The organism is Arthrospira sp. PCC 9901 (assembly GCF_059013425.1).
Genome location: NZ_CP102296.1, coordinates 544,847 through 570,414, shown reverse-complemented (window position 1 = coordinate 570,414; position 25,568 = coordinate 544,847). Strand labels below are relative to the sequence as shown.

Sequence of the window (25,568 nt, the reverse complement as noted above, 5' to 3'; positions counted from 1 at the left end):
ATCTCGTATACTGGTACACTGCGAGACTAAAATTTTCAATTGAGAACCTACCCGCGATAACCATGAGAACCTACTACTGCGGACACCTAAGAAGTGTTAATATTGGAGAAACAGTCACCCTCTGCGGCTGGGTCGATCGCTATCGCGATCATGGGGGGGTGGTATTTCTGGATCTGCGCGATCGCAGTGGTCTGGTACAAATTATCAGCGATCCTGAACGCACCCCTAATTCCTACAGCCTTTCTACTTCTGTCCGTAATGAATACGTTTTACGCATCACTGGTCGGGTTTCACAGCGTCCCGAAGAGTCCATCAACCCCAAAATACCTGGGGGGGATATAGAAGTATATGCTGATGAAATCGAGATCCTCAACGGACTAGGAAAGCCTCTACCATTCCTGGTATCTAGTAATGATACCGAATCGGTCCGCGAAGAATTACGCCTCAAGTATAGATATTTGGACCTGCGACGGGAACGCATGACCCGTAACCTACAATTGCGCCATGAGGTGATTAAGGCTATGCGGCGCTTCCTGGAAGATCAAGAACATTTTATTGAGGTGGAAACCCCAATTTTGACGCGATCGACTCCCGAAGGCGCACGGGATTATTTAGTTCCCAGTCGGGTTAACCCCGGGGAGTGGTTCGCCCTTCCTCAGTCTCCCCAATTGTTTAAACAAATGCTGATGGTCTCCGGGTTCGATCGCTATTATCAGATCGCCCGCTGTTTCCGGGATGAAGATCTACGGGCTGACCGACAACCGGAATTTACTCAATTAGACATGGAGATGAGTTTCATGTCTCAGGAGGAAGTTCTCGCCTTAAATGAGAACCTGGTTTGTCATATTTTTAAGACTGTCAAAAATATTGATTTACCCCGCCCATTCCCGCGCATGACCTATAGTGAGGCGATGGAACGCTATGGGAGTGATAAGCCAGATACCCGCTTTGGCTTAGAACTGGCTGATGTTTCTGACCTGCTGAAAGATTCCGGTTTTAAAGTATTTTCCGCCGCCATAAAATCGGGGGGGATTGTGAAAATCCTGCCGATTCCTGGGGGAAATGATTTGATTTCTAATGTGCAAATTAAACCCGGTGGGGATTTGTTTAAAGAAGCCACCGAAGCCGGGGCGAAAGGATTGGCTTATATTAGGGTGAAAGCCGATGGACAAATCGATACTATCGGCGCGATTAAAGATAACCTGAGTGATGACCAAAAAGCGGAAATTCTGCGGCGCACTAATGCTAAAGCGGGGGATTTATTACTGTTTGGTGCGGGGGATGTAGCCACGGTTAATAAAACCTTGGATAGACTGCGATTAGTGATTGGTCACAGGTTGGGATTGATTGACCCGAACCAAATTAATCTGCTGTGGGTGACGGATTTTCCTATGTTTGAGTGGAACCAGGATGAAAAACGCCTGGAAGCTATCCATCACCCCTTTACTTCTCCCCATCCTGATGATATTAATGATTTGAAAACGGCGAGGGCTCAGGCTTACGATTTGGTGCTAAATGGTACGGAAATTGGCGGCGGTAGTCTCAGGATTTATCAGCGGGAAATTCAAGAGAAGGTGTTTGATGCGATCGGTTTATCTACGGAGGAAGCCTACAATAAATTTGGCTTTTTATTAGAAGCCTTTGAATATGGAACACCCCCCCATGGCGGTATTGCTTACGGTTTAGACCGCTTAGTGATGCTATTAGCTGGGGAAGATTCTATCCGAGATGTGATTGCATTTCCTAAGACACAACAAGCCCGTTGTTTGCTTACCAATGCACCGTCTGGGGTTGATCAAAAACAGTTAAAAGAACTACAGGTGGCTTCTACCTATAAGCCGAAAAAATCCGAGTGATTTGGTGGTGGAGACCATCACGATTGGCTGTTCTTAGCACAGCGATCGCATAAACCAAAAAATTCCAGGGTATGATAGTAAATCTTAAAATGGTGGGATTCTTGTAAGGTGGTTTCTAAATGATGCACTGGACACTCATCAATCACAATTGAGTAACCACACTCAACACAGGTCAGATAGTGTTCATCCTCCTGTACCAGACCATAAACAGATTCCCCAGTCCCTAATAGCCGCACATGAACCAAACCCTCCTTTTTCAGTGCATCAAGGGAACGGTAAATTGTGGCTAGTCCCATAGCCTGGTCATTTTTACGCATTTCCATATACAGATCCTGAGCCGAAAGCGATCGCCTCAGGGTTTTAAGTTTGTTCAAAATTCGTTCTTGACTACGAGTCCGACGAGTGTTCATTACTTCCCATTACCATTGCTCAATTTGGCGCTTATCTATAGGCTATCATTAATGATAACAATAGCAACCGCTGTCTACAACTATTATGATTCAAAGCCCTTCAAGTATCCAGTCCCCCAATCCGGTTTTCGCCCGTCACGAGACGTTTCACCCTCGGTTTGGCTGGCTAAAAAAGGGGTTTGATCAAGCCGAAAAAGATGATCGTATTTTTTTGGCGGAAGATGCGCCAGTGCGTCTCGGTGTGGGGAAAAATATGGTGCGATCGCTTCGTTATTGGTGTCAAGCCTTTAAGATTTTAGAAGGCGATCGCTCCTTAGACCCAATCAGACTTACACCGTTGTTATCCCTCAATTTTTAGTCCAAGGCAGAGAAAAAAACTTAGATTTTTGAACCTGTGAACAGGGGGATATGCACTGTGGGGAAACACTCCGAGATATGCGGTTGATTGTGATTGACCAATGGAAAAAAACTGTCTTCAGTGACGTTTAATCCTCCATTAAGGCGATCGCACGTTGAGGGTTAAGTAGTGGGAAGACCTGGCGGGTGATCAAACCTCCAGCGTACCCCTGGTGCAAAAGGTCACATAAAACTTGGCTATAATTTGTTCAAAATCTATCAATTGAACAGGCAAAATATACGATGGAAATTATCAAACTCAAAATCCGGGCGGATGGGGAAGGAAAAGTTATTTTACAAGTTCCTCAAGATTTAGCGAATCAAGAGTTAGAGATAGCTGTTATCTATCAATCCGCTTCTCCACCTTCCGCCACTCAAACCCCAGACGAATTAGGCTGGCCTCCGGGATTTTTTGAACAAACCGCAGGCTGTTTAGCCGATGAACCGTTGGTCAGATATGACCCAGGGGAATATCAGGTGAGGGAAGAAATCGAGTGATTTATTTACTGGATACAAATGTCTGTATTCTGTACCTAAATCGTCAGGATGAGAAGCCATGGCAGGAGAAATTTTTCCCCACCAAGGGCGATCGCCTCGGGAAAACCCGGTTGATCCGCCAACAGATTGAAGCGATCGCCCTGGTGTGAACTCTACCGCTTCTGGAATAGGAGGACGATGGCAGGGTCTCTATAGCCGCCGGTAGGTTGACTTTTTGCTCCAGCGCGGTACTATGGACGATGGACATATAGCGTTTCTCATGTCCATAAGGAATACGCCCTCACCCCAAACCCCTCTCCCAGAAAGGGAGAGGGGCTTTGAAAAGTACATAATGAGTCCACCGAACCGCTATAACAAGCTGATCCAGTCCCTGAGTTAAGAATGTAAAATTTTATTGCTCAGGCCGATCGCCCAGGCACAGACTGGGTAACAATAAGGGTTTTGTTTACCAGACGTCACCGGAAACCATCGTGATTCAAACCAGCCTCAATCGTCATATCATCGATCCACCCCAAAGCGTGAATCCGGTTTTTGCCCGTCACGAGACCTTTCACCCTCGGTTTGGCTGGCTGAAAAAGGGTTTTGATAAAGCTAAGGAAGATCCTGGGGTATTTTTGGCGGAAGATGCGCCAGTGCGTCTCGGTGTGGGGAAAAATATGGTGCGATCGCTTCGTTATTGGTGTCAAGCCTTTAAGATTTTAGAAGGCGATCGCCCTACAGTATTCGGCGAAAATCTTTTAAAAGATGACGGCTGGGATCCGTTTTTGGAAGATCCAGCTTCTCTGTGGTTGCTACACTGGAATTTGCTCAAACCCCCCTGCGACGCGGCAGCATGGCATTACACTTTTAATCAGTTTCGGCGGGTGGAATTTTCCCAAAATGATTTGTTCTTGGCGGTGTCCGACTATGGGAAAACTCTCAAAAAAAATCTGGCTGATTCTTCAATTAATAAAGATGTTAGCTGTCTGCTAAGGATGTACGTTAAACAAAGCCGAAATCATCAAGTGAGTGAGGATTCGATTGATTGTCCTTTTGCCGAATTGGGTTTAATTACTAGGGCTGGCGACTCTAAATATTACACCTTCCGAGTCAACCAGAAGCGGAATTTACCCCCGGAAATTGTAGTAGCAGCCTGCTTAGAATACGCTGAATTTGTGGGGCGTGAACAACGCACGATCGCCCTGTCTCGGCTGCTTTATGATATCGGTAGCCCCGGTATGGTATTTAAGTTGCCAGAAAGTGCCGTCTGTGATGCCATTGAACGGGTGGCGCGGGGGTGGGATGCGATCGGTTTATCGGAAGCCGCCGGATTAATTCAGTTTTACTTTACCCAAAATCCCCAAGAATTAGCGGATCATCTGCTGGGAATGTATTACAATAAAAGGAGAGTTGATTAATCCAATGCCTAAACTTTTATCAGATTATTTTAGCCTCAATCGTCGCTATTCTCGGTCTATCAATATCGAGCGGGATTTTGACAATGTGGAAGCCTTAGCCGGATATATTCTAACAGAGCGATCGCTAGATGCACTGCGGCGAATTTTGACCGGATTTACTAACCCCCAAGCTAACCGCGCCTGGACGCTAACCGGAGTCTATGGAACCGGAAAATCATCCTTTGCTCAATTCTTAATTGCCGCCTGTGGCGACGAAAAAAATTCCGCCCACCAGGAAGCCTTAGCACTAATTGAAACTACCCTTGGTAGCGACAGTAAAGAGTATTTATCATTAACTAAAACTATCCCCAAAGCAGGTTTTTTTAGGGCGATTGTCACCGCACAAAGGGAACCTTTAAGCCATACAATTATTAGGGCTTTATATCGTGGCTGTGAAAGTTTTTGGGCTGACAAAAACCCACAGAAAAGACCCCAAGTATACCGAGACTTAGTAGATTTAAATGCAGAAATTGACCACCAAAACTCTGTCAATAGTAAAGATGTTGTCACCCTAGTTAAAGAAATTAGTAAAGCCGCCGCAACTCCCCTGTTAATTATCATTGATGAGTTAGGGAAAAACCTAGAATTTGTCGCCCAAAATCAAGGGGCAGAAGATTTATATCTGTTGCAACAATTAGCAGAACTTCCTCGTGATAGCAATTCTCCCATTTATTTAATTGGTTTGCTACATCAAGCCTTTGCAGACTATGGGGAAAGATTGAGTTCTGTTCAACGCAACGAATGGGCGAAAATTCAAGGCAGGTTTGAAGATATCCCCTTTAAAGATTCCTCCCCTCAAATGCTTCGATTGGTGGGTAAGGCGATCGATGCTTCAAATGCCAAAACCTATACAGGCGCGATTAATGACAGGGCTAGACAATGGTTTGATTCACTACCTGTCGCACTTACCTCAGACATCACTACTGAGGTGCTGGGTGCAACCTATCCCCTGCATCCGTTGGCGGCGTTAGTATTACCTGAATTATGCACCCAATACGCCCAAAACGATCGCTCCTTATTTACATTCCTCACCAGTGCCGAACCCTATTCCTTTAGGCGCTATTTAGAAGAGACGATCGCAGATGATACGAAACTGCCGACCTTGAAACTCGACCGTGTTTACGACTATTTTATCGAAGCCGTGGGGATGGGTATCACCTCCCGCCCGAAACTGCAACGATGGATAGAAGTGCAGGGCTTAATTAACGATGTTTCCAAAACCTTGGATCCTGACAGTTTACGGGTGCTGAAAACTATCGGAACCTTAAATATTGTCACCACCACCGGGGGGCTGAAAGCTACACGATCGCTTGTGGCTTTGGCAATGTGTGACGGTGTGGACGAGTCCCAGGAGTGGGAAAAAGCGATCGAGAACCTGCTGCAAAAAGGAATCGTTACCTATCGGCGACAAGTTGATGAGTTGCGGATTTGGGAAGGGTCTGATTTTAATGTAGATAGCGCCGTAGCCGACTATTTGGGAAGCGATCGCACCACCCTAGTCGAACTTCTGTCGGAAATTCGCCCTTTGGAACCCCTAGTCGCCCAACGACACAGTTATGTTACAGGAACCCTGCGCTATTTTGAACGGCGCTATCTTGATAATCCTATACATCTCTCCGCTCTTTCTTGTACCCTGAAAGATGCCGACGGTGCGATCGCTTATTGGGTGGGGGAACAATTGCCCAATGTTATGCCAGAAATGACCACCGACGGCAAACCTTTAATCGTGGTTGGTGTCGCCAAATTGGAAACCTTGCGGATACAGGCGCGGGAATTGGCTGCATTGCGACACATTGAAAATAATGCTCCCGAATTGCAAAGCGACGGGGTGGCGCGGCGAGAAGTGCGTTACCGTTTAGTGCAAGCCGAGGAGTTATTTGATGATAGCCTTAGTCAGGCTTTTGACCTCGCGGAAAATCCCAACCAATGCTGGATTTTGGGAAAACAAGAAACCCTCAACCACATTACCCATTTTCACGCCCAACTGTCGCGGGTGTGCGATCAGGTTTATCCTCAAACCCCGATTTTGTGGAATGAACTAATCAATCGGCGCGACCTCACCTCCCAAGGCGCTAAGGCGAGACTGGAGTTGATTTCGGCAATGTTGCAATACGGCGATCGCCAACGGTTAGAATTGACAGGATACGGCCCGGAAGTGAGTATCTATTACTCCCTTTTGTCGGAAACCAAAATCCATCGCTGCGAGGATGACCAGTGGGGATTTTACCCGCCGCCGGAAGATGCGGGGATTTTCAACGTTTGGAAGGCGATTGAAACCTTTTGTCTGGAAGCGAAAGAACAACAGCAAACCTTAGATTTGCTTTATCAGCGCCTGCAAGCGCCTCCCTACGGCATGAAACAAGGGGCGATCGCCATATTGTTAGCGGCGGTGCTGCTTTACCTTATCGACGACGTGGGGGTTTATAAAGATGGCTCCTTTATCCCCGTGTTGGGATTGGAACATTTCGAGATATTGGTGAGGTATCCCGATCGCTTTTCCGTGAAATACTTTGAAGTCCTCGGAGTGCGATCGCAAGTCTTTAAAGAATTGGAGGCAATTTGGGGGAAACGCAAACCCCTCAATAAACCGGGGCTTCGTAATATCACCCTGTTAACAGTCGTTAAACCCTTGTTTCAATTCGCCAAAGCATTACCCCCCTACACCACTCAAACTAAGCGCCTCAGCGCCCAAGCAGTGGGGGTGTTGCAGGCGTTGCAGCGAGACCAGGAACCCGACGAACTGGTGTTTACATCTTTACCGCAAGCCTGTGGTTTGCCGGCAATTACCAGCCAAGAGGGAGAGGATACCAATATTGCCAAAACCCTCCGCACCAAGCTAGTAGAAGCCCTGCGAGAGATTCAGACGGCTTATGATTGCTTGCTCAACGACTGTCAGACGCGCTTATACGAGGCGTTTGGCATCAGAAGCCCCGAAACTCGCCTGCGGGAAGATTTGCGAGTGCGTGCGAGTTATATTAGCGGTCAATCTCTGGAACGTCGCCTAACCAGTTTTGCTCAGGCGGCAGCAGATGAGAATAAAAGCGATCGCCAGTGGTTAGAAGCACTGGTGATGATAGTTGCCGATAAACCTGCGGAGTCCTGGACTGATGAAGATGCCACCGGATTCGAGATTAAACTCAGCGACATCGCCAGAAGGTTTAAGAACCTGGAAGCGTTGCAGAAAGAAGTCGCCGCCAAAGGAGAGGGATTTGAGGCGCGGCGGATTACCGTTACCCGTCCCGACGGCAAGGAAACCCACGGCATAGTCTGGAGCGATCGCGAATCCCAAGGTAAAATCGAGGCGTTGGTTGAAGAAATATTGCAAAAACCGATTTTGCGAGATAATCCTCAACTCCAGCAAGCCTTTGTTGCTAAACTAACCGAAAGAGTTTTGGCAGCAACCTCCCCCGAGAATATTCCTCAAATGCAGGGAAAGCGTGAAACCCTGAAGCCTGAAGCCGATCAAATCAGTGTGAATTAATCGCCAAATCCAGCAGGTTTACCATGAATCCGACGAAAACTCCTCAGACTATGGAAAATCATCCGGTGGTGTTGCATCTCCATCCGGCGATCGAGTTAACCCCAGAGCAATTTTTAGAAATTTGTCAACTCAATCGAGACTTACGCCTTGAACGCACAGCCACAGGAGAATTAGTGATTATGCCCCCCACTGGCAGCGAAACGGGTGGACGCAATTTTAGACTACTCGGCCAGCTTTATAACTGGACTGAAGGAGACGAGACGGGAATTGGGTTTGATTCGGGTACGGGTTTTACTTTACCGAATGGAGCGCAAATTTCTCCCGATGCTGCTTGGGTGAAGTTGGAACGATGGAACGCCCTTACAGCAGAAGAACAGGAACAATTTGCTCCCCTTGCGCCGGATTTTGTGGTGGAATTGCGATCGCTATCTGACCCCTTAAAACTACTCCAAGACAAAATGCAACAGTACATCGATAATGGGGTGCAACTGGGATGGCTGATAGACTGCAAACAGCGTCGAGTTTACATATATCGTCCCGGAAATGCGGTAGAATGCCTCAATAGTCCGGCTACAGTTAGTGGCGAGCCAATCTTGCCTGGGTTTGTTCTGGATTTAAGCAAAATTTGGTAAAAAAGCCCTCGAAAAACTTGCTAAAGTTAGGGTGAGCAGCCCGAAATGTGGGAAAATTACAGGAGATATGAGCAACAAACCCCTTCGACATATCCTCGGTTTATCCGGTGGCAAGGACAGCACGGCCCTCGCCGTACTCCTGCACAAACAGGTGCCGCAGATGGAATACTTCTTCTGCGACACTCATAAGGAGTTGCCCGAAACTTACGAGTATCTCGATCGCATCAAAGCTCGCTTAGGGATTAAAATCCACTATCTGAGCCCCAAACGCGGATTTGACCATTGGCTCGACATTCATGGCGGGTTACTCCCCTCTCCCAAAAAGCGGTGGTGTACAGTGATGATGAAAATCAAGCCGTTAGATATGAAGATGATGATTTCCCCTGTTTAGCTTGTCATTTGTAATCAAATTTTTATCTAATCTTACAAATCGGTTGTTAACCCCAAAATGAATGCCTCCGATCTCCCCAATTCTGAAAAACTGAATATTTCAGCGTTATCCGGGTTATTTGTACATACCACAAATTCTTACAAATATCTTTTTTTCTTGTCACTTTTAGATATTCTAGTTCGCAAAAATTTTCAAAAATTAATATCGATTAGTTTCCGCGAAATCATCATTGAGATGCTGGCAAATGCTTGGTATCCGCACAATTATTTTAAATTATCCTTTGGTTCCCAAGATAAAATAGCAGACAAATTGGATGCTCTTGAATTAGAGGTGGGTGAACCCATATTAAAATTTAGGGACCCTGATAAAAAACTCCTGCGAACAACAATAGGTGTTCAAGACTTAGAGGATATTGTTAACTATATCAGTCGATATGTTCCATTCCGGCTGCTTATGCCTTTTATGAGGAAACAGTTAAAAGGTGTAGACATCGATCATGGAGTAGATCGCGAAATGCCGAAGGTTACCCAACGTTACTTTGATATCTGCAAACCCTTGTATTGTTTTGATTCAACGGTAAAGCAAGAGTGCCGTGGGATTATTTTACATTCGGAATGGGTTTCTTATTTGAAAGAAAACTATGCGATCGTTCGCGGTTGGGTGTGTTGGGAATGGCTCAAATATATGCAAAAGTGCAATCCCAATGTTCCAGCCGTTGCCAATAAACTATTCCCGCCACAAAAACGAGATTCCCTGTCATCTCAGACGAAGTATTGGAAATTGGTTTTAGAGCATAGCGAGGTCAGGTGTATTTATTCAGGAACCATTTTAACCCCTAATAATATTTCTATCGACCACTATTTACCCTGGTCGTATGTCGCGCACGATCGCCTTTGGAATTTAGTTCCAACTCTTCCAGAAATTAATTCCTCGAAATCTAATAAGTTACCCAATCGAGTATATTTTAATAATTTTGTGTTGCAGCAACACCAAGGATTAACCGTTTGCTATCAAATTCTGGGATTGCACAACTGGTTAAAACAAGTAGAATCGTATTTAATGGATCTCAAAATTTCTAATTCATTAGATTTACTTAAAATCGACAGGCTGAGATCTGCTTATGAATCTACGATTCTTCCTTTAACGGAAATTGCTGCGAGGCAAGGGTTTGAGGATTGGATCTGATAAAATTAACAAGAACTCTCGCCTAGCGATAAATGGGTGAGTTAAATGTAAAGATTATGTACAACAGGAGGAAAACGTGTTGTCACACTGCCTGGAACACACCAATACCTTAAAGAGAAAAACTCTGAGCTAAAGCATTCGATTAATTAATTTTTGTTAAACGGAAGATAGGAGATAAAATGGCAGATTATGTTCCAGCCTTAAAAGCAAAAATGGGTGATTGGCAATATTATGTAACCGTGATGAAGCTTGGGAAAATAGCAAGAGAATGTCAAACCACTGAAGAAATTCGCCCGAACAAAGAATTGAATGAGTTGATTCAAAGAGAAATTACCGGGTGTGTTAGCAAAGAGATGGTTCCATATTTAGTGAATGAAAAACAGAGGTTTTATGGGGCGTTGGTGGTTGCTGTCTATGGGGGTGAACCTGAATTTTCGCAAATGACAGTTGATGACCATCCCTTGATAGATGATAATGACGAGCGACATAGCTATGGTTTTGGTTTATTGCGCTTCGATGGAAGCCAAATCTACTATGCTCTTGATGGTCAACACCGGCTACGGTCTATCCAAGAAGCAATAAAAATCAATCCCGATCTTGCGAAAGAAGAAATTAGCATTATTATTCTGAAACATGAAGAAACGCAAGAGGGTCTACAGCGAACTCGCCGGTTGTTTTCTACTCTCAACCGCCGAGCTAAACCTACGACTGCTGGACAAAATATAGCCATTGATGAAGATGACGCTATAGCTATTGTTACTCGTCAGCTTGTGAAAGAAAATGAAATTATTAAAAATTTAGTGTCAATTAAACTAGGGACTAAACAAATCCACCAAAATAAAAATGATTATCCTTATATAACAACCCTTGCCGCTTTTTATGAAACTAATGAAATTCTCCTGGGTTGCTATGATGGGGGATTGGAAATAGACCAAGGATTCAAGCAATTTAGACCTTCAAATGATGAATTAGAAAGCTACTACACATTTTTAGAACAGATATGGATATTGATGCTAAATAAATGCCCTGGATTTGAACCTGTGGTTAATGGCAAAAAGAAGCCAGGAGATCTTAGGAGATATATCAATGATGATGGGTCTATACCCTTTAATGAAAAAGGTAAACCTATTGCTGGAGGAAATGTTTTTGCAAGACCGATTGGACAATACATAGTTGCTGAAGTAATAAAACAAGCAGGAATTCAAGGAAAGTCTATAGAAAATGCAATCGATGCAATTATGACTAATGTACCTATGGACATTAATCTAGCTCCCTGGAGAAATCTGGTTTGGAATCCATCTACACAAAGAATTGTAGGAAGTAAGAGTGAGAGAGCTTTAATTGTTTCGCTAATTAGTCATGCTTTAGGACTAAAAGTTAATGTGAAAATACGGGAGCTTAAGCAAAAATATCGTGACGCGATAGACGACCAAAAAGCATCTTTATTGCCTCAAATTAATTGGTCGGGCAACTCTCATGCCAACGAAGTAGATGATGATGAAAATGAATGAGAGAAAATGAGAGTTAGCGATCGCCCACTCTAAGACGGGTCAGGCAGACTTCTAGAAAGGCGATCGCCGGTCCTCCGTTTCTCAGATGAAAGAGTACCACCCTTTAAAATATGTCCCTAAAAGAACTAGAAACCCAACTCCTAGCCTTAACGCCAGAAGAAAAAGCCCAAGCGATTCAAATTCTCGCCCAAAGTTTAAGTAACAGTTGGAAAGGGATTGAAAAAAACCCTGGAGTCTGTGGCGGCGATGCTAGAATCACCAATACACGCATCCCCGTTTGGTCTCTCGTCAACTATCGTCGATTAGGGGCGTCTGATGGTCGTATTTTACAGGATTTTCCTCAACTCAGCGCCGAGGATTTAGTCAATGCTTGGAACTATTCCCAGGCACACCCAGAGGAAATGGAAGCGGCAATTCAAAGAAATGAGGAAGATTGAAACCGGGCGCGTCTTGATGCCGATGAAAATTTCCCGATTCCAATTGTCGAATTCCTGCGTTTAGCGGGTCACGATGTCCACCCAGCGATCGCGATTCTATTCCTGGATGGGTCACAATCACTTTCAACCTGATATAATACTGAATAAACTAGAAATGGAGATCCCCCATGAGCCTTGTTCAGACCATTGTGGAAAAATTGGAAAATTTACCTCCTGAAAAACAGCAGGAAGTGCTTAATTTCGTAGAATTGTTACACTTAAAAATTGGACCCGATACAGATCTCTCTCAAGAAGATGAAACTGCCGAATCAGTTCTCACTAAAGCGGCACAATTTATTGGCTGTGTGGAAGGACCAGCGGATCTCTCAACAAACAAAAATTATCTTGAGGGATACGGCAGGTCATGAGACGGGGAATCATCATCGATACGGGGCCATTGGTTGCGTTACTTAATAAACGCGATAGTTGGCATGAGTGGGTAAAACAGGAAGTGGCTCAAGTTAAACCGCCTTTATTGACTTGTGAATCGGTAATTTCAGAGGCTTGTTTTCTTTTAAAAAACCTACATAACGGTCAAGAGTCAGTTATTTATTTACTAAATAACGGCACGATTCAAATCTCTTTTCGCTTGAATGAAGAAGCCGCTTCCATACAAGAACTGTCGAGGCGCTACCAGTCGGTGCCGATGTCCCTTGCAGATGCCTGTATCGTTAGGATGGCTGAGTTATATCCTCAAAGTATGGTGTTAACCCTCGACAGCGATTTTACGATTTACCGCAAAAACCGAAATCAAGAAATTCCTCTCATTATGCCTCCCAGCTAAGTAGGTCGGCGGAATTAACCCGAAGTTGAGCAACCGGCATAACCCTGGCAGCAAAAGGGTTTTAGGCAAAACGAATCTGGAAATATTTTCGCCTACCTACTTAGTCCTGACTTTGTTTAGGGAGTGTTCGCTGGAAAGTTCCTCTTATATTTCTCTTGATCTACAGAGCGTATTCAGGGGGTTAAATTTCAGGGTGATGGCAGATGCTTTAAACCTTTCCCTTCTATCTCGACCACCTCTCTCTCTGCCAAGCAACGATTTGATTGGAGGTTCGATATGCCTAGAATTACCATTGATGTGCCGGATGAACTTTCGGGACAACTGACACAAATAAGCGAGATTCAGCCCAACTATAGAACCCAGTCTATCGATACTGATATCAATGCTGAACTCCATCAGTTTAAATTGTGGCGATCGCTCCCTTTATGGAAAAAAGCAGAGATAGTCAGCGGTTGGACAAACGGGGTTTGGCAAATGTCTCTCATGGCGATTCAAAACCACTTCTCCAGAGATAATTCAAGACACAATCCGAGCGCCAGACAAAGTAGAGTCTAGGGGAGGAGAAAAATACATCGCTCAAAAAAGATTAAATGAGACTTTAGTTCTCAGAGTCGTTTACAGAGAATATGCCGATCGCATTTTAGTCATTACCCACTACCCAGGAAGGAGGTCGCGATATGAAACGGATTCGATATAGTCCAGATGTGGATGCTTTGCTGATTGAACTATCAGAGGAACCCATTGCCTATGCTGAAGATGAAGGCTCCCTAATTCTTCACTATTCTTCCAGTGGAGAGGTAGTGACAATCGAGGTTTTAGATGTCAAAGAATTTATGGCTAAAAACTCCACTGCTGAAGTGAGTTGTGAAAATTGACCTTTAGCTTGATGTGCCCACTTTAAATGCGTTAGTTAAACCTAACCATTTCCCATACCTTGTACCACCAAATTACCAAATTGGCAGAAAGAGACAATATCTCCCTTGACCAATGGGTGGCGATCGCCTTTTCGGCTCAAGTTTCCCCTTGGATGACTCAAGATTATGTCGTGGAGCCAGCAAAACGGGGGAATTGGGAACAATTTAAACAGGTTTTGAGCAAGGTTCCCTTAGTTCCGCCGGAGGAAGTAGTTGTCAGATTTCTGAAGTGGCGATCGCTACACTGTCAACTAGAAATGCGATCGCAGCTTTCCCGAATCCCCAATTGCTATAATCGACAGGGTAAGCCCATCTAATTCGGTATTAAATTTAATTGACAAAAAAGTTAGCTTACAGTATGTGGAAATGAAACGGGCGGGAATGAGTGATGAGTACATGATGCTTACCCTCAAATCCTGCTGTCACGCCTGATTGAGATCTGCTTACCCTCCTCCGTCCCCCTATGATTGTCAGATGACCACCTATATCTACCATATTACCCATCTTAAAAATTTACCCTCTATTTTGCGTTCTGAGGGCCTCCTTGCTAACAATCGCTTAAAATCTCAGCGGATCAATTATGTAGATATTGCTCACGAAACCATCCAGAATAAACGCGCTCAAATTAATATTCCTTGTTCCAGGGGCGGCACTCTTCATGATTACGTTCCTTGGTATTTTGCGCCTCGTTCTCCGATGCTTTATGCCATCTCCAGAGGCAACGTTCAAGGATATGAACAGGGGCAAAGTCCGGTGATTCACTTAGTGGCAACAGCGGAGGATATCGCAGCAGCAAGTCTTCCTTTTGCATTTACGGACGGTCACGCAATTGTTAGGTATTCAGAATTTTATGACAATCTCGACTCTCTCAATGCGATTGATTGGGAGATTATGAATGCACGGTATTGGGCAGATACTCCAGAGGATGGAGACCGAAAGCGCCGCAGACAAGCGGAATTCTTGGTTTATGAGTTCTTCCCTTGGACACTCGTGCGAGAAATCGGGGTGATAGATGCCGGAAGAAAAGCCGAGGTTGAAGAAATATTACAAAACTTTACGATTTCGACACCTGTAAAGGTTTTTCGGGAATGGTACTATTAAAATTAAGGCATTGACCAAAAGAGCAACTCCCGGCAATGATTCACTTTAAGCAAGGCAACCTATTGACAGAAAAGGCTGATGCCCTGGTGAACACCGTTAACTGTGTCGGTGTCATGGGGAAGGGGATTGCTTTGCAATTTAAGCAGGCGTTCCCGGAAAATTTCCGAGCCTATAAAACAGCTTGTGATGCTAAGAGAATCCATCCGGGGCAGATGTTTGTAGTTGCTACGGATAAGCTATTCCCCAAATACATCATTAATTTCCCCACTAAGCGCCACTGGAAGGGAAAATCTAAAATAGAAGATATCAAAGCGGGATTAATTGCACTGGTTGAGGAAGTCAAACGGTTAGAAATTACCTCGATCGCAATTCCTCCTCTGGGATGCGGAAATGGGGGCTTAGATTGGGCGGCAGTTAAGCCTCTCATCGTTCAATCTTTTGCGGAAGTTCCCGATATTGAGGTGATGATTTTTGAACCGACTGGCGCACCGGTGGCGGACCAAATACCGGTGGCTACCTCTACCCCTAAAATGACCATCGGGCGTGCTTTATTGATTCGCTTGCTGGAATTGTACGGGATTCCTGGGTATCGCTTAACTAAGCTGGAAATTCAAAAACTCGCCTATTTTTTGCAAGTAGCTGGCGAACCGTTAAGACTGCGCTACGTCAAACATCAATTCGGACCTTATGCAGACAATCTTAATCATGTTTTGCAAAAGATTGAAGGTCATTACATTCGCGGATATGGCGATCGCACTGAAACTTCGGCAATGTATGTCTTAGAAAAGGGTCGTGACGCTGCCGATCGCTTTTTATCAGCACATCCCGATACGGGCGCGCGCCTGCAACGAGTCAGCGATTTAATTGAAGGATTTGAGACCCCTTACGGGCTGGAAATGTTGGCAACCCTTCACTGGGTGGCCACGGAAGATCCGCAAGCTGCCATCGATTGCGATCGCGCTATTGAAAAAGTACAGGAATGGAGCGATCGCAAGCGCCATCTATTTAAACCTAACCATCTGCGAATAGCTTGGGAACGCCTTCACACTCAGAACTGGTTTAATATCAATAGCGATGCCGAAACCCCATAATGTTCATGACCCCAAAAAAATGAGCCAAGGATAAGTATTGATCGCCGAATACGGCAGGTAATGACACGGCAAATCATCAATGCTATGACTTGGATGCCAAAACCTGAAAATTATTTTCATCTTTTAACCTCTAAGTGTTAGCCTTTCAGCTATAATAGCAGAAAACTGAGTTAAGACAAAATGCAAATTCAGGATTACTTTGACATTCTCTCCTCTGATGAAATTCGCATCAAAGGCACCCGAATCGGTATTGAAACGATTCTCTATGAGTACATCTATCGCCGTTGCACGGCTGAGGAAATCGCGAAAACTTATCCTTCGCTGACTCTAGAGCAAGTTTATGCCACAATTCTGTACTATCTTCACCATCGAGACATCGTAAGCAATTACATGGGCAACTGGTTGGAATATTGCCTAAAATCTGAGCGCGAACAGGATAATAATCCTCCGCCGCCTGTGGTCAGACTCTTAAATTTAAAAGCAGAAGGAGGGATAAAAAAGCCAGTTTTCCATGAACATTAAATACTTAATTGATGAAAACTTACCTCCTCTCTATCAAGAGCAAATTTTACGTCGTACCCGGGATTTAACCGTTTGGATGGTGGGGGACCCAGGAATTCCACCCAGAGGGACTCAAGATCCAGAAATATTGTTGTGGTGCGAACTCAACAAGTTTGTTCTGGTGACGAACAATCGCCGGTCAATGCCAGTACATTTGGCGGAACATCTAACCCAAGGTCACCACATACCGGGAATTTTTGTTTTGCGTCCAAAAGCAGAAGTTGGGGTCGTTATTCAAGAGTTGATTTTTATTGCGATCGCAGCAGAGGAAAATGAATTTCAAGACCTAATCATTCACATCCCACTGAAGTAATCTCAAACCGTTGATATCTGATGACTGACTCTCCCCCTATCTATCTCGACTACCATGCCACGACTCCAGTTGACCCGAGAGTGGCCGAGAAAATGCTGCATTATATGACGACAGAATTTGGTAATGCCAGCAGTATCGACCATTGTTATGGCGATCGCGAAACTCTTACTCAGGATGAGTTGTTACAAAAAAGCGATCGCACCCGGCAGTTTTCCGTTAAGGTGAAGTTATCCCCTCTGCCAAGCAACGATTTGATTGGAGGTTCGATATGCCTAGAATTACCATTGAAGTCCCAGATGAACTTTCAGGACAGTTAACACAAATGGGCGATCGCCTGCCCGAACTTCTGGTCCAATTTCTCCAACAACCGGCACTCCCGGTCCATATTTATCGCTATATCCTCAATTTTCTCGCCAGCGCACCCACTCCCGAAGAAATTGCCGCCTTTAAACCCACACCTGAAATGCAGGAACGCTTACAAACGTTGCTATCTCGTAGCAAAACGGGGCAACTGACACCCGCCGAACAGCAAGAATTGGATGAGTACGAACAAATCGAACATCTAATTATTATGCTGAAAGCTGGCAATCTTCATTATTTAAACCGGGTAAATGAGTGAAAACTATATCAGCGCATCACTTCGCCGTTTCGTTGAAGAACGAGCCAATTATCGCTGTGAATATTGCTTGCTTCCAGCAAATGTTGCATTTTTTTCTCACGAAATCGACCATATTATCGCCCAAAAACACGGCGGTATCACCGAGGCGAATAACCTGGCTTTGACCTGCTGGCGTTGCAATCGCCACAAAGGTAGCGATCTGGGTTCTTTCGATCCAGAAACGGGAGAATTCAGTTTTCTATTCAATCCTAGAACCCAGGAGTGGATAGAACACTTTACTCGGGAACAATTGACAATTTTTGGGGTGACTCCAGAAGGACGCACGACGGTTAAACTGCTTCAAATGAATACCCAGGATCGGCTGACCGAAAGACGGCGATTGTATAATAGTTCAGACTTGATTTGATAGATATTCAATGACTGACTCTTATCCCATCTATCTCGACTACCATGCTACCACTCCAGTTGACCCCAGAGTGGCTGAGAAAATCCTGCATTATATGACGGTAGAATTTGGGAATGCCAGCAGTATCGACCATTGTTATGGCGATCGCACCCAAAAAGCTGTATCCCAAGCGGCGCGACAAGTGGCGGAATTAGTCGGTGCTTCCCCAAGAGAAATCATCTTTACTTCTGGCGCTACTGAAAGCATTAATTTGGCTATTCAAGGTAGCATCATTAATCATCAATCCCCATATTTGCCGAGAATTGCCGTCTCTCCCGTGGAACATCCAGCCGTTTTAGATACCGGTGAGGCTTTAGTTAAACAAGGGTTAATTGATATCACTTATTTGTCCGTTGATAAACAGGGTCAAATCGACTTGGAATCCGTGGATAAGGTGTGCCGGGATGGGGTTTCTCTGTTATGTCTGATGGCTGCTAATAACGAAATTGGGACGATTTATCCCATAGCAGAAATCGGCAAAATTGCCCAAACTCACCAGGTCGCTTTTTTGTGCGATGGCTCCCAAGCTGTGGGTAAAATACCTATCAATTTTGAGGAATGGGGAATCACTTATTTGGCGATTTCTGGTCATAAACTCTACGGACCAAAAGGAGTCGGTGCGTTGGTGGCTAGAAAAGGTTATCCACTCAAGCCGATTATGTTTGGCGGCGGACATCAAGGAGGAATGAGGTCTGGTACTCTCAACGTGCCGGGAATTGTGGGGTTGGGAGAAGCCTGTCGCCTGCGAGGTTTGGAAATGGCAGAAGATGAGGCAAGAATTGCTAATTTGCGCGATAAATTACAGGATTTACTACTTGAAAAAATACCCGGTTTGGTGGTTAATGGAGATATTAATCATCGCTTATCGGGAAATCTGCATATTTCGATTCCAGATGTTCCGAATAGTGCGATTATAGCACGAGTGCGCGATCGCCTGGCGATTTCTACGGGGGCGGCTTGTTCCTCTGGAGTGGAAGCACCATCCCATGTTTTGCGGGCGATCGCTTTATCCCCAAATGCCATGGAAGGAGCCTTGCGAATTGGTATTGGCAAATTTACCACGGAGTCGGAAATTCATCGCGCCGCCGAGATTTTAGCGGGTGCTATTGGTACTATCGGCCAGTTGATGGAAGCCTAGGGCGATCGCTACACTGTCAACTAGAAAAGCGATCGTTTTTGGCTTACCGGGAAACGAAGAGGTCGAATATCTGAACATTTGACGCGCCGAAATATCAAAGGCGATCGCTGAAAAATCCTCAAGTTAATGACTATTACAGTACAGAGCCAGACCTATAGCCCCCGAACCTCCCATCCAGTTAAATTTTTGTAACAATATCATTTTTGGGGAAAGCTGCATTATTAGAATGGATCCCAGGGCTATTTAAGCAGATATTAATTGTAATTAACCTCTGGGATTTGTGATCAAAGCCATTTCCAAGAGTTGTGCGTGATGGTATTAATCAACAGAATAGGGTCTACCTGCCAAATGTAGCCTGTGATCAAACTACGGCTCAGATCAGGAGATCCCCCCTCAGCCATGATAGAACTGAAGAATCACAACCTACAGGGCGATCGCTTCGCCAAATTCTTGCCCCATCTCCCAGGTGTCGTCTATGAGTTGCGACAACACCCAGATGGTCATTTTTCCCTCCCTTATGCCAGTGAAAACCTCTGGAACCTGTATGGTTTGAGCTTAGAGGAGGTTCTCACCGATGCCACCCCCTTCTTCGCAGCCATCCACCCCGAAGACCGCGCAATGGTGTGGGAATCTCTCCAGGAATCCGCCCAATCCCTATCCCCCTGGCACAGCAAGCACCGCGTCTATAATTGTGATGGTGAGTGTATTTGGGTGTCAATGGACGGCACGCCTGAACTCCAACTCCATGGCGGCACTCAATGGTATGGCTACATAGAAAAGGAAAAGGTCACTCCCCCCAATCAAAACCGGAGTGAAACTAAACTGCGGCGCATCATTGACAACCTCGATGAAATCCAACAGGTCAATCAAGAATTTAAACTGCTGGAAAATATTCTCGAAGTAGTTTTGGGTGGGTATTGGGATTGGGATATTCCCAACAATCAAGAATATTTGAGTCCCGGCTTTAAACGGATTTTAGGGTATGCAGATCATGAATTAGCCAATTCTCCCGAAAGTTGGCAAAAGCTGATCTTCCCCGAAGACTTAACCAAAGTCTTCCAAAACTTTGAAAATCATGTTCAGAGTCGGGGGAAAGTGCCTTTTTATAATGAGGTGAGATATCACCACAAAGATGGGTCAACAGTCTGGGTCATTTGCTATGGTCAAGTGATTGAATGGGATGACCATGATAACCCCCTACGGATGATTGGTTGTCATATTGATATTACCCAACAAAAACAAGCCGAACTCGACATTATCGCCCTCAGTCAGCAACTGCAAAAAGCCCAGGAAGTTGCCCACGTAGGTCACTGGTCTTTTTATCCGTCTACCCAAAAAATCACCTGGTCAGAACAAGTCTTTAGGATGTTTAACCACCCCTTAGAGCTAGGAGAACCCAGTTTTGAGGAATATATCGAGAAAGTTCACCCGCACGATCGCTCTTTCGTTTTAGAACGAGTCAGCGCAGCCAATCAAGGCATCCCCCAAAGTTTTGACCATCGGATTCTGAATCCTGACGGGACAATTCGCTACATTGATGCTCGCATTGAACTAGAATTTCAGGATGAACAGGTAGTCCGTATGTTCGGTGTCCTGATGGATATCACCGAGCGGGTAGAGATGGAGCAGGCTAATCGAGAGAATCAGGAGAAATTGCGATCGCTCTTTGAACTCTCCCCCGTAGGCATTATCTTAAATGATATGCAGGGTCAATTCGTTGAAGCCAACCCCGCCATCACTGAAATTACAGGTTATACTGTAGAAGAACTCAAGGGTTTTAGTTATTGGGATTTAACCCCGGCTGAGTATAGGGAAGATGAAGCTCGACAACTGGAGTTACTAAATACCATTGGACGATATGGCCCTTATGAAAAGGAATATATCCACAAACAAGGGCATTGCGTCCCCGTTGAACTGAATGGGATGCTGATCACAGGGAGGGATGGACAGCAATATATTTGGTCGATGATTGCTGATATTAGCGATCGCAAACAAGCCGAAACCGCCCTCAAAGACAGTCAACTCCGACTACAACTCGCCCTAGAATCCTCCAATATTGGGCTGTGGGATTGGAATATCCAGACCAATGAGGTGCTGTTTGATAACCAGTGGAAACGGTTACTCGGTTATGCAGAGCATGAATTTAAGAATCTCGTCAGTGAGTGGGCAAGTCGCGTCCATCCTGAAGATTTAGAAGCTGTAAATGCCGACATGAGGCAACACTTACAGAAACAAACCCCCATTTATGACAATCAACATCGCATCCGTTGCCAAGATAACTCCTATAAGTGGATTGGTGCGAAAGGGCGTGTAGTGGAATGGGACGGGGCGGGGAATCCGGTTCGCTTTATTGGTACGTTTAGTGATATTAGCGATCGCAAACAAGCTGAACTTAACCTGATTGAACTCAGTCAGCAACTGCAAAAAGCCCAGGAAGTTGCCCACGTAGGTCACTGGTCTTTTTATCCGTCTACCCAAAAAATCACCTGGTCAGAAGAAGTCTTTAGGATATTTAACCACCCCTTAGAGCAAGGAGAACCTAGCTTTGAGGAACATCTCAAACAAATTCACCCCGAAGATCGCGCCTACTTCCTAGAGCGAGTGACTGCCGCTAATCAAGGCATTCCCCAAAACTTTGATTTTCGGACGCTGAGACCTGATGGGACGCTCCGCTATATCAACAGTCGCATTGAATTAGAATTTCAGAATCAACAGGTCGTCCGTATGTTCGGTGTGATCATGGACATCACCGATCGCCGAGTGGCGGAACTGGAACTAGAACGCTTCTTTACCATTTCCCTTGACCTCCTTTGTATCGCGGACATTGGGGGTCATTTCCGCCGCCTCAACCAGGCTTGGGAAAATATTTTGGGTTATCCTGTAGGGGAGTTAGAAGGTCGAGCCTTCCTAGATTTCGTCCATCCCGATGATTTAGAATCGACCCTTGCCACTGTTTCCAACCTCGGCGAAGGGCAAACGATTATTAAATTTACCAATCGTTATCGCACTAAATCGGGCAGCTATCGTCATATTGAATGGCTCTCTGTTCCCCAAGGTGATTTGATTTATGCCGCCGCACGGGATATTACCGAGCGGGTGGAAGCCCAGGTACAACTGGAAGTCCTCTTAAATCAGACTCAACTCCTGAATACCCTCAGCCATGAAATTCGTCAATCCCTAGACTTGGATCAGATTATTCAGAGGGCAGTTGAGGGGATTTTTAACCAGCTTGACCTTGATATTTGCGCTTTCACGCGCTACCGAACAAAAGACGGTCATCCTTATGTGGAAATAGTACAAGAAAAGCGCCACTCAAGTGTTCAGAGTTGGTTAGGGATTTATGATGCCACAAAGTTTCCCGACTACCATTATGCTTTACTGACCAATCAAGTGTTTACTTTTAACCTGCAAAATCTACCAGAGGATTACGATCAAGGTATCTATGAGTTCTGTGAGTCCATGGGGGTGAATCTGTACTTGATGCTACCAATTCTCAGTGCTGAGAAAATCGCCTGCTTAGAAATGGGCATCATTGATAGCTCTCGAGAGTGGCGACAAGATGAAATTCAGTTGTTGGAATGTCTGGGGATGCAAATTGCGATCGCCATGCAACAAGCGCACCTCTATCAAACTGCTCACCAGCGCACCCAAGAACTGCAAGTTGCCTATCGGGACTTGCAAGAGGCCCAAGTGCAACTAATTCAAGCCGAAAAGATGTCCAGCTTGGGTCAACTGGTGGCGGGGATTGCCCATGAAATCAACAATCCGGTTAGCTTTATTTATAGCAATCTAGAACCTTTGAGGGAATCGATAGATGGTTTATTGGAAATTACCCAAGCCTACCAAGAAACTTACCCAGAACCGCCTATAGAATTGAGCGAACTCATTGAGGAATTGGATCTTCCCTTCATCGCCGAAGACTTGCCCAAAATGCTGAATTCCATGAGAAACGGAGCCGCTCGGATTCGAGATATTGTTAAGTCCCTGCGAACTTTTTCCCGTTTAGATGAAGCTGATTTGAAGCAGGTCGATATCCATGAGAATCTCGATAGCACCCTAATGATTTTGCAAAATAGGTTAAATGGTCGGGGAGGACAACCGGAAATTACGGTGATTAAAAATTATGGTGATTTGCCTAGTTTTGAATGTTATATTGGCTTACTTAATCAAGTTTTTATGAACTTGCTGCTCAATGCCATTGAATCCATTAAAGAACGGCAAATTACTCAAGTAGATTCAACCTATCAAGGGGTAATTACAATCACAACAACCTTAGAAGAATCTGGGACAATTTTAATCTCAGTTCAGGATAATGGTATGGGGATAATCGATGAAGTTAAAGACAAAATATTTGAACCTTTCTTCACCACAAAACCTGTGGGTTCGGGGACGGGAATGGGTTTACCAACCTGTTATCAAATTGTTAATAAATATCATCAAGGGGAGCTTTATTTTGATTCTAATTTAGGATGTGGAACCAGGTTTTTCATCAGACTACCTCGCTTAAAAATCTCTCAAATAACCTGATATTTTCGGTATCCAGAAAATAATTAATATTCCCAGGACAATGGTGATTACAAAAGAACGCCCGCCGTCATACTAATAAACCATGAAAAAACTAGGCTACAATCCTGATATATTGGCGGGCTATAACCTAGTCAATTCCTAATAGTAATATTAGGGTCATTACTGTTCGATGGTTTCAGCAAAATTATGATTATGATAACACCAAGCTAAAATAGTCCCGGCGGCGAACAGTTTTAAGGATTCCAGACTTAGGTAGCTCAAGTGTAGTTGGTTCATCCCCTCTGGAGTCGATTCAACAGCGTTAAATAGATTCAAATTTACCCCTAGGGCAGTCATTTGGGGGGTGAGGCTGTAGGTGTACAACAGAGCGATCGCCAACAAGATAGAAGATAACACCGTCAGGGTACGAATCCGATTACTGAACCCTTCAGGAAGAGTCATTCCTAAAACCATCATTCCGGTTAAGGCTAAGGCGGCGAAAAGGATTTCAATATGATTAAATGCCGAGAAAACTATTCCGCCTGTCGAGGCAAAACTAGGTTCTTGCATCATACCAGATACATACATCGCTGGCATAATTACCACATCCAAAAGCAGGCTGCCACCGACCCAAAATGCCATGGTGATCAGAACCAGAGTTAGCCAGCGGGAGGGATTGTCTTGAACTTTAGGTATAAATGTCATGAATAATACCTCGTAACTTGTCGTTTACTTATTAACCAGTGTAGCGAATTTTGGGGGAAGTAAATATGAAGTATTTTTGCGATTTTCCGTCGGCAGAGAATTGTTAAGAAGTTTGTAGTAATTTAACTAAAGGCGATCGCCTTCTATCCCCTAGCAGGTGTTGATTTGCTCCCCTCTTAGGGTCATAGCCCATAGATCTAGGTAATTGTTATTAACTTTTGTTACAATTAATTCTATAATTTAAGTAACAAAGATGAAGTTGGGTAAAGGCGAGAAAACGTGAAAGCAGTAATTCTACTCTCTGGTGGACTTGATTCTTCCACAGTGCTGTATCAGGCGAAAGCTGATGGCTGTGAATGCTATGCACTGTCCTTCAACTACCAGCAGCGACACCTACGAGAATTGGAGGCGGCGGCCAAAATTGCCGAGGCGGCGGGGGTAGCAGCTCATCAAGTGGTAGAGTTTGACCTCAAGCGTTGGGGAGGGTCAGCCTTGACCGATCATAACATCGATTTACCTTGCGATCGCACTTTGGCGGAAATGTCCGCAACCATCCCCATTACATACGTCCCCGCCAGAAACACCATTTTTCTGAGTTTGGCGCTGGCTTACGGGGAAACCATCGGAGCCGATCGCATTTATATTGGAGTCAATGCACTAGACTACTCAGGATATCCCGACTGTCGCCCTGATTATATCGCCGCCATGCAGTCCGTGTTCCGTCTGGGAACCAAACAAGGACGCGAAGGTAATGCTATTACCATCAACACTCCCCTAATTGACCTCAAGAAAACAGATATCATCCAATTGGGGAACAGTTTAGGGGTTCCCTGGGAATATACCTGGTCTTGCTATGGGGGAGAAGCCCAAGCCTGTGGGGTATGTGATGCTTGTCGTTTGCGTCTGGCTGCTTTTGAAGCCTTGGGGTTAACTGATCCCATTTCCTATGCTAAAAGATAACATCTAACTAACTCTCTTGTTCATAGCGCCAAACACTCCCTAACAGTTCCCTAACAGTTAATTCTATGGAAGACCAATTTTCACAATCTCCTAATTCTGATGCTTATGAGGCTCTGTGTCAAGAGGCGACTGTTCTGCATCAAAGAATTACCAATCTCA

General features: G+C 44.8%; 27 protein-coding genes and 1 pseudogene. 26 read left to right on the top strand and 2 right to left on the bottom strand.

The features are described 5' to 3' along the window. Positions 1 to 62 precede the first annotated feature (62 nt). Positions 63 to 1,856, top strand: a complete 1,794-nt coding sequence (gene aspS, locus NLZ44_RS02640; RefSeq protein ID WP_493751769.1) for an aspartate--tRNA ligase — start codon at positions 63 to 65, stop codon at positions 1,854 to 1,856. A gap of 17 nt (positions 1,857 to 1,873) precedes the next feature. Here aspS and NLZ44_RS02635 read toward each other — a convergent pair whose 3' ends face one another. After that, on the bottom strand, positions 1,874 to 2,266 hold the full coding sequence (locus NLZ44_RS02635; RefSeq protein WP_493751768.1) for a Fur family transcriptional regulator: 393 nt from the start codon (positions 2,264 to 2,266) through the stop codon (positions 1,874 to 1,876). Between the two features lie 85 nt (positions 2,267 to 2,351). On the opposite strand from NLZ44_RS02635, the gene NLZ44_RS02630 reads away from it, so the two are divergent. From NLZ44_RS02630 to NLZ44_RS02515, 24 genes and pseudogenes are all read left to right on the top strand, one after another. Next, positions 2,352 to 2,624, top strand: coding sequence for a DUF4007 family protein (locus NLZ44_RS02630; protein WP_008054236.1), 273 nt, complete (start codon positions 2,352 to 2,354; stop codon positions 2,622 to 2,624). Between the two features lie 281 nt (positions 2,625 to 2,905). Then, positions 2,906 to 3,160, top strand: a complete 255-nt coding sequence (locus tag NLZ44_RS02625) for a hypothetical protein (protein ID WP_006618799.1) — start codon at positions 2,906 to 2,908, stop codon at positions 3,158 to 3,160. Next, on the top strand, positions 3,157 to 3,309 hold the full coding sequence (locus NLZ44_RS02620; protein WP_006623462.1) for a hypothetical protein: 153 nt from the start codon (positions 3,157 to 3,159) through the stop codon (positions 3,307 to 3,309). The genes NLZ44_RS02625 and NLZ44_RS02620 overlap by 4 nt, the downstream gene beginning before the upstream one ends. 321 nt (positions 3,310 to 3,630) lie before the next feature. Beyond that, positions 3,631 to 4,557, top strand: a complete 927-nt coding sequence (locus tag NLZ44_RS02615) for a DUF4007 family protein (protein ID WP_006623463.1) — start codon at positions 3,631 to 3,633, stop codon at positions 4,555 to 4,557. A 4-nt stretch (positions 4,558 to 4,561) separates the two neighbouring features. Continuing rightward, on the top strand, positions 4,562 to 8,077 hold the full coding sequence (locus NLZ44_RS02610) for a hypothetical protein (RefSeq protein ID WP_493751767.1): 3,516 nt from the start codon (positions 4,562 to 4,564) through the stop codon (positions 8,075 to 8,077). 23 nt (positions 8,078 to 8,100) lie between these two features. Continuing rightward, positions 8,101 to 8,709, top strand: a complete 609-nt coding sequence (locus NLZ44_RS02605) for a Uma2 family endonuclease (protein ID WP_315639340.1) — start codon at positions 8,101 to 8,103, stop codon at positions 8,707 to 8,709. 67 nt (positions 8,710 to 8,776) lie between these two features. Further along, positions 8,777 to 9,100 carry a phosphoadenosine phosphosulfate reductase family protein gene (locus NLZ44_RS02600; protein WP_493751766.1) on the top strand — a complete coding sequence of 108 codons (324 nt, stop codon included), beginning with the start codon at positions 8,777 to 8,779 and terminating at the stop codon, positions 9,098 to 9,100. A gap of 57 nt (positions 9,101 to 9,157) precedes the next feature. Next, on the top strand, positions 9,158 to 10,285 hold the full coding sequence (locus NLZ44_RS02595; protein ID WP_493751765.1) for an HNH endonuclease domain-containing protein: 1,128 nt from the start codon (positions 9,158 to 9,160) through the stop codon (positions 10,283 to 10,285). A gap of 179 nt (positions 10,286 to 10,464) precedes the next feature. Next, positions 10,465 to 11,796, top strand: coding sequence for a DNA sulfur modification protein DndB (locus NLZ44_RS02590; protein WP_493751764.1), 1,332 nt, complete (start codon positions 10,465 to 10,467; stop codon positions 11,794 to 11,796). A 110-nt stretch (positions 11,797 to 11,906) separates the two neighbouring features. Next, positions 11,907 to 12,233, top strand: a complete 327-nt coding sequence (locus NLZ44_RS02585; protein ID WP_493751763.1) for a DUF433 domain-containing protein — start codon at positions 11,907 to 11,909, stop codon at positions 12,231 to 12,233. 167 nt (positions 12,234 to 12,400) lie between these two features. Continuing rightward, positions 12,401 to 12,640 (top strand): DUF2281 domain-containing protein, encoded by a 240-nt coding sequence (locus NLZ44_RS02580; RefSeq protein WP_493751762.1) that lies wholly within the window; start codon positions 12,401 to 12,403, stop codon positions 12,638 to 12,640. Between the two features lie 29 nt (positions 12,641 to 12,669). Beyond that, positions 12,670 to 13,056 carry a PIN domain-containing protein gene (locus tag NLZ44_RS02575; RefSeq protein WP_321195562.1) on the top strand — a complete coding sequence of 129 codons (387 nt, stop codon included), beginning with the start codon at positions 12,670 to 12,672 and terminating at the stop codon, positions 13,054 to 13,056. Positions 13,057 to 13,332: 276 nt separating this feature from the next. Beyond that, a complete protein-coding gene (locus NLZ44_RS02570; RefSeq protein ID WP_006623473.1) occupies positions 13,333 to 13,611 on the top strand; it encodes a hypothetical protein in 279 nt (92 codons plus the stop codon). A 122-nt stretch (positions 13,612 to 13,733) separates the two neighbouring features. After that, complete coding sequence (locus tag NLZ44_RS02565; protein ID WP_006623474.1) at positions 13,734 to 13,931, top strand: DUF2283 domain-containing protein; 198 nt, start codon at positions 13,734 to 13,736, stop codon at positions 13,929 to 13,931. An 80-nt stretch (positions 13,932 to 14,011) separates the two neighbouring features. Next, positions 14,012 to 14,287 (top strand): hypothetical protein, encoded by a 276-nt coding sequence (locus NLZ44_RS02560; protein ID WP_228116406.1) that lies wholly within the window; start codon positions 14,012 to 14,014, stop codon positions 14,285 to 14,287. Positions 14,288 to 14,444: 157 nt separating this feature from the next. Continuing rightward, on the top strand, positions 14,445 to 15,071 hold the full coding sequence (gene darT / locus NLZ44_RS02555) for a type II toxin-antitoxin system toxin DNA ADP-ribosyl transferase DarT (protein WP_493751761.1): 627 nt from the start codon (positions 14,445 to 14,447) through the stop codon (positions 15,069 to 15,071). 35 nt (positions 15,072 to 15,106) lie between these two features. Then, on the top strand, positions 15,107 to 16,162 hold the full coding sequence (gene darG, locus NLZ44_RS02550) for a type II toxin-antitoxin system antitoxin DNA ADP-ribosyl glycohydrolase DarG (protein ID WP_008055033.1): 1,056 nt from the start codon (positions 15,107 to 15,109) through the stop codon (positions 16,160 to 16,162). A gap of 180 nt (positions 16,163 to 16,342) precedes the next feature. After that, the gene (locus NLZ44_RS02545) at positions 16,343 to 16,684 is read left to right on the top strand and encodes a DUF433 domain-containing protein (protein ID WP_493751760.1); all 342 of its coding nucleotides are present in this window, start codon (positions 16,343 to 16,345) and stop codon (positions 16,682 to 16,684) included. Beyond that, positions 16,674 to 17,036, top strand: coding sequence for a DUF5615 family PIN-like protein (locus NLZ44_RS02540; RefSeq protein WP_493751759.1), 363 nt, complete (start codon positions 16,674 to 16,676; stop codon positions 17,034 to 17,036). The genes NLZ44_RS02545 and NLZ44_RS02540 overlap by 11 nt, the downstream gene beginning before the upstream one ends. A 20-nt stretch (positions 17,037 to 17,056) precedes the next feature. Beyond that, positions 17,057 to 17,188, top strand: a pseudogene (locus NLZ44_RS02535) (aminotransferase); the annotation flags it as partial. Between the two features lie 116 nt (positions 17,189 to 17,304). After that, entirely contained in the window at positions 17,305 to 17,655 is a 351-nt protein-coding gene (locus NLZ44_RS02530) for a hypothetical protein (RefSeq protein ID WP_006623482.1), read from the top strand. Next, complete coding sequence (locus tag NLZ44_RS02525) at positions 17,648 to 18,061, top strand: HNH endonuclease (RefSeq protein WP_493751758.1); 414 nt, start codon at positions 17,648 to 17,650, stop codon at positions 18,059 to 18,061. Before NLZ44_RS02530 ends, NLZ44_RS02525 begins: the two co-directional genes overlap by 8 nt. A 10-nt stretch (positions 18,062 to 18,071) precedes the next feature. Next, positions 18,072 to 19,238, top strand: coding sequence for a cysteine desulfurase family protein (locus NLZ44_RS02520; protein ID WP_493751757.1), 1,167 nt, complete (start codon positions 18,072 to 18,074; stop codon positions 19,236 to 19,238). A gap of 399 nt (positions 19,239 to 19,637) precedes the next feature. Then, positions 19,638 to 23,765 (top strand): PAS domain-containing protein, encoded by a 4,128-nt coding sequence (locus tag NLZ44_RS02515; protein ID WP_493751756.1) that lies wholly within the window; start codon positions 19,638 to 19,640, stop codon positions 23,763 to 23,765. A 159-nt stretch (positions 23,766 to 23,924) separates the two neighbouring features. Here NLZ44_RS02515 and NLZ44_RS02510 read toward each other — a convergent pair whose 3' ends face one another. Continuing rightward, entirely contained in the window at positions 23,925 to 24,449 is a 525-nt protein-coding gene (locus NLZ44_RS02510; RefSeq protein WP_493751755.1) for a hypothetical protein, read from the bottom strand. Positions 24,450 to 24,728: 279 nt separating this feature from the next. Between NLZ44_RS02510 and queC the strand changes: the two genes are divergently transcribed. Then, the gene (queC, locus tag NLZ44_RS02505) at positions 24,729 to 25,409 is read left to right on the top strand and encodes a 7-cyano-7-deazaguanine synthase QueC (protein WP_006623486.1); all 681 of its coding nucleotides are present in this window, start codon (positions 24,729 to 24,731) and stop codon (positions 25,407 to 25,409) included. The last annotated feature ends 159 nt before the right edge of the window (positions 25,410 to 25,568 follow it).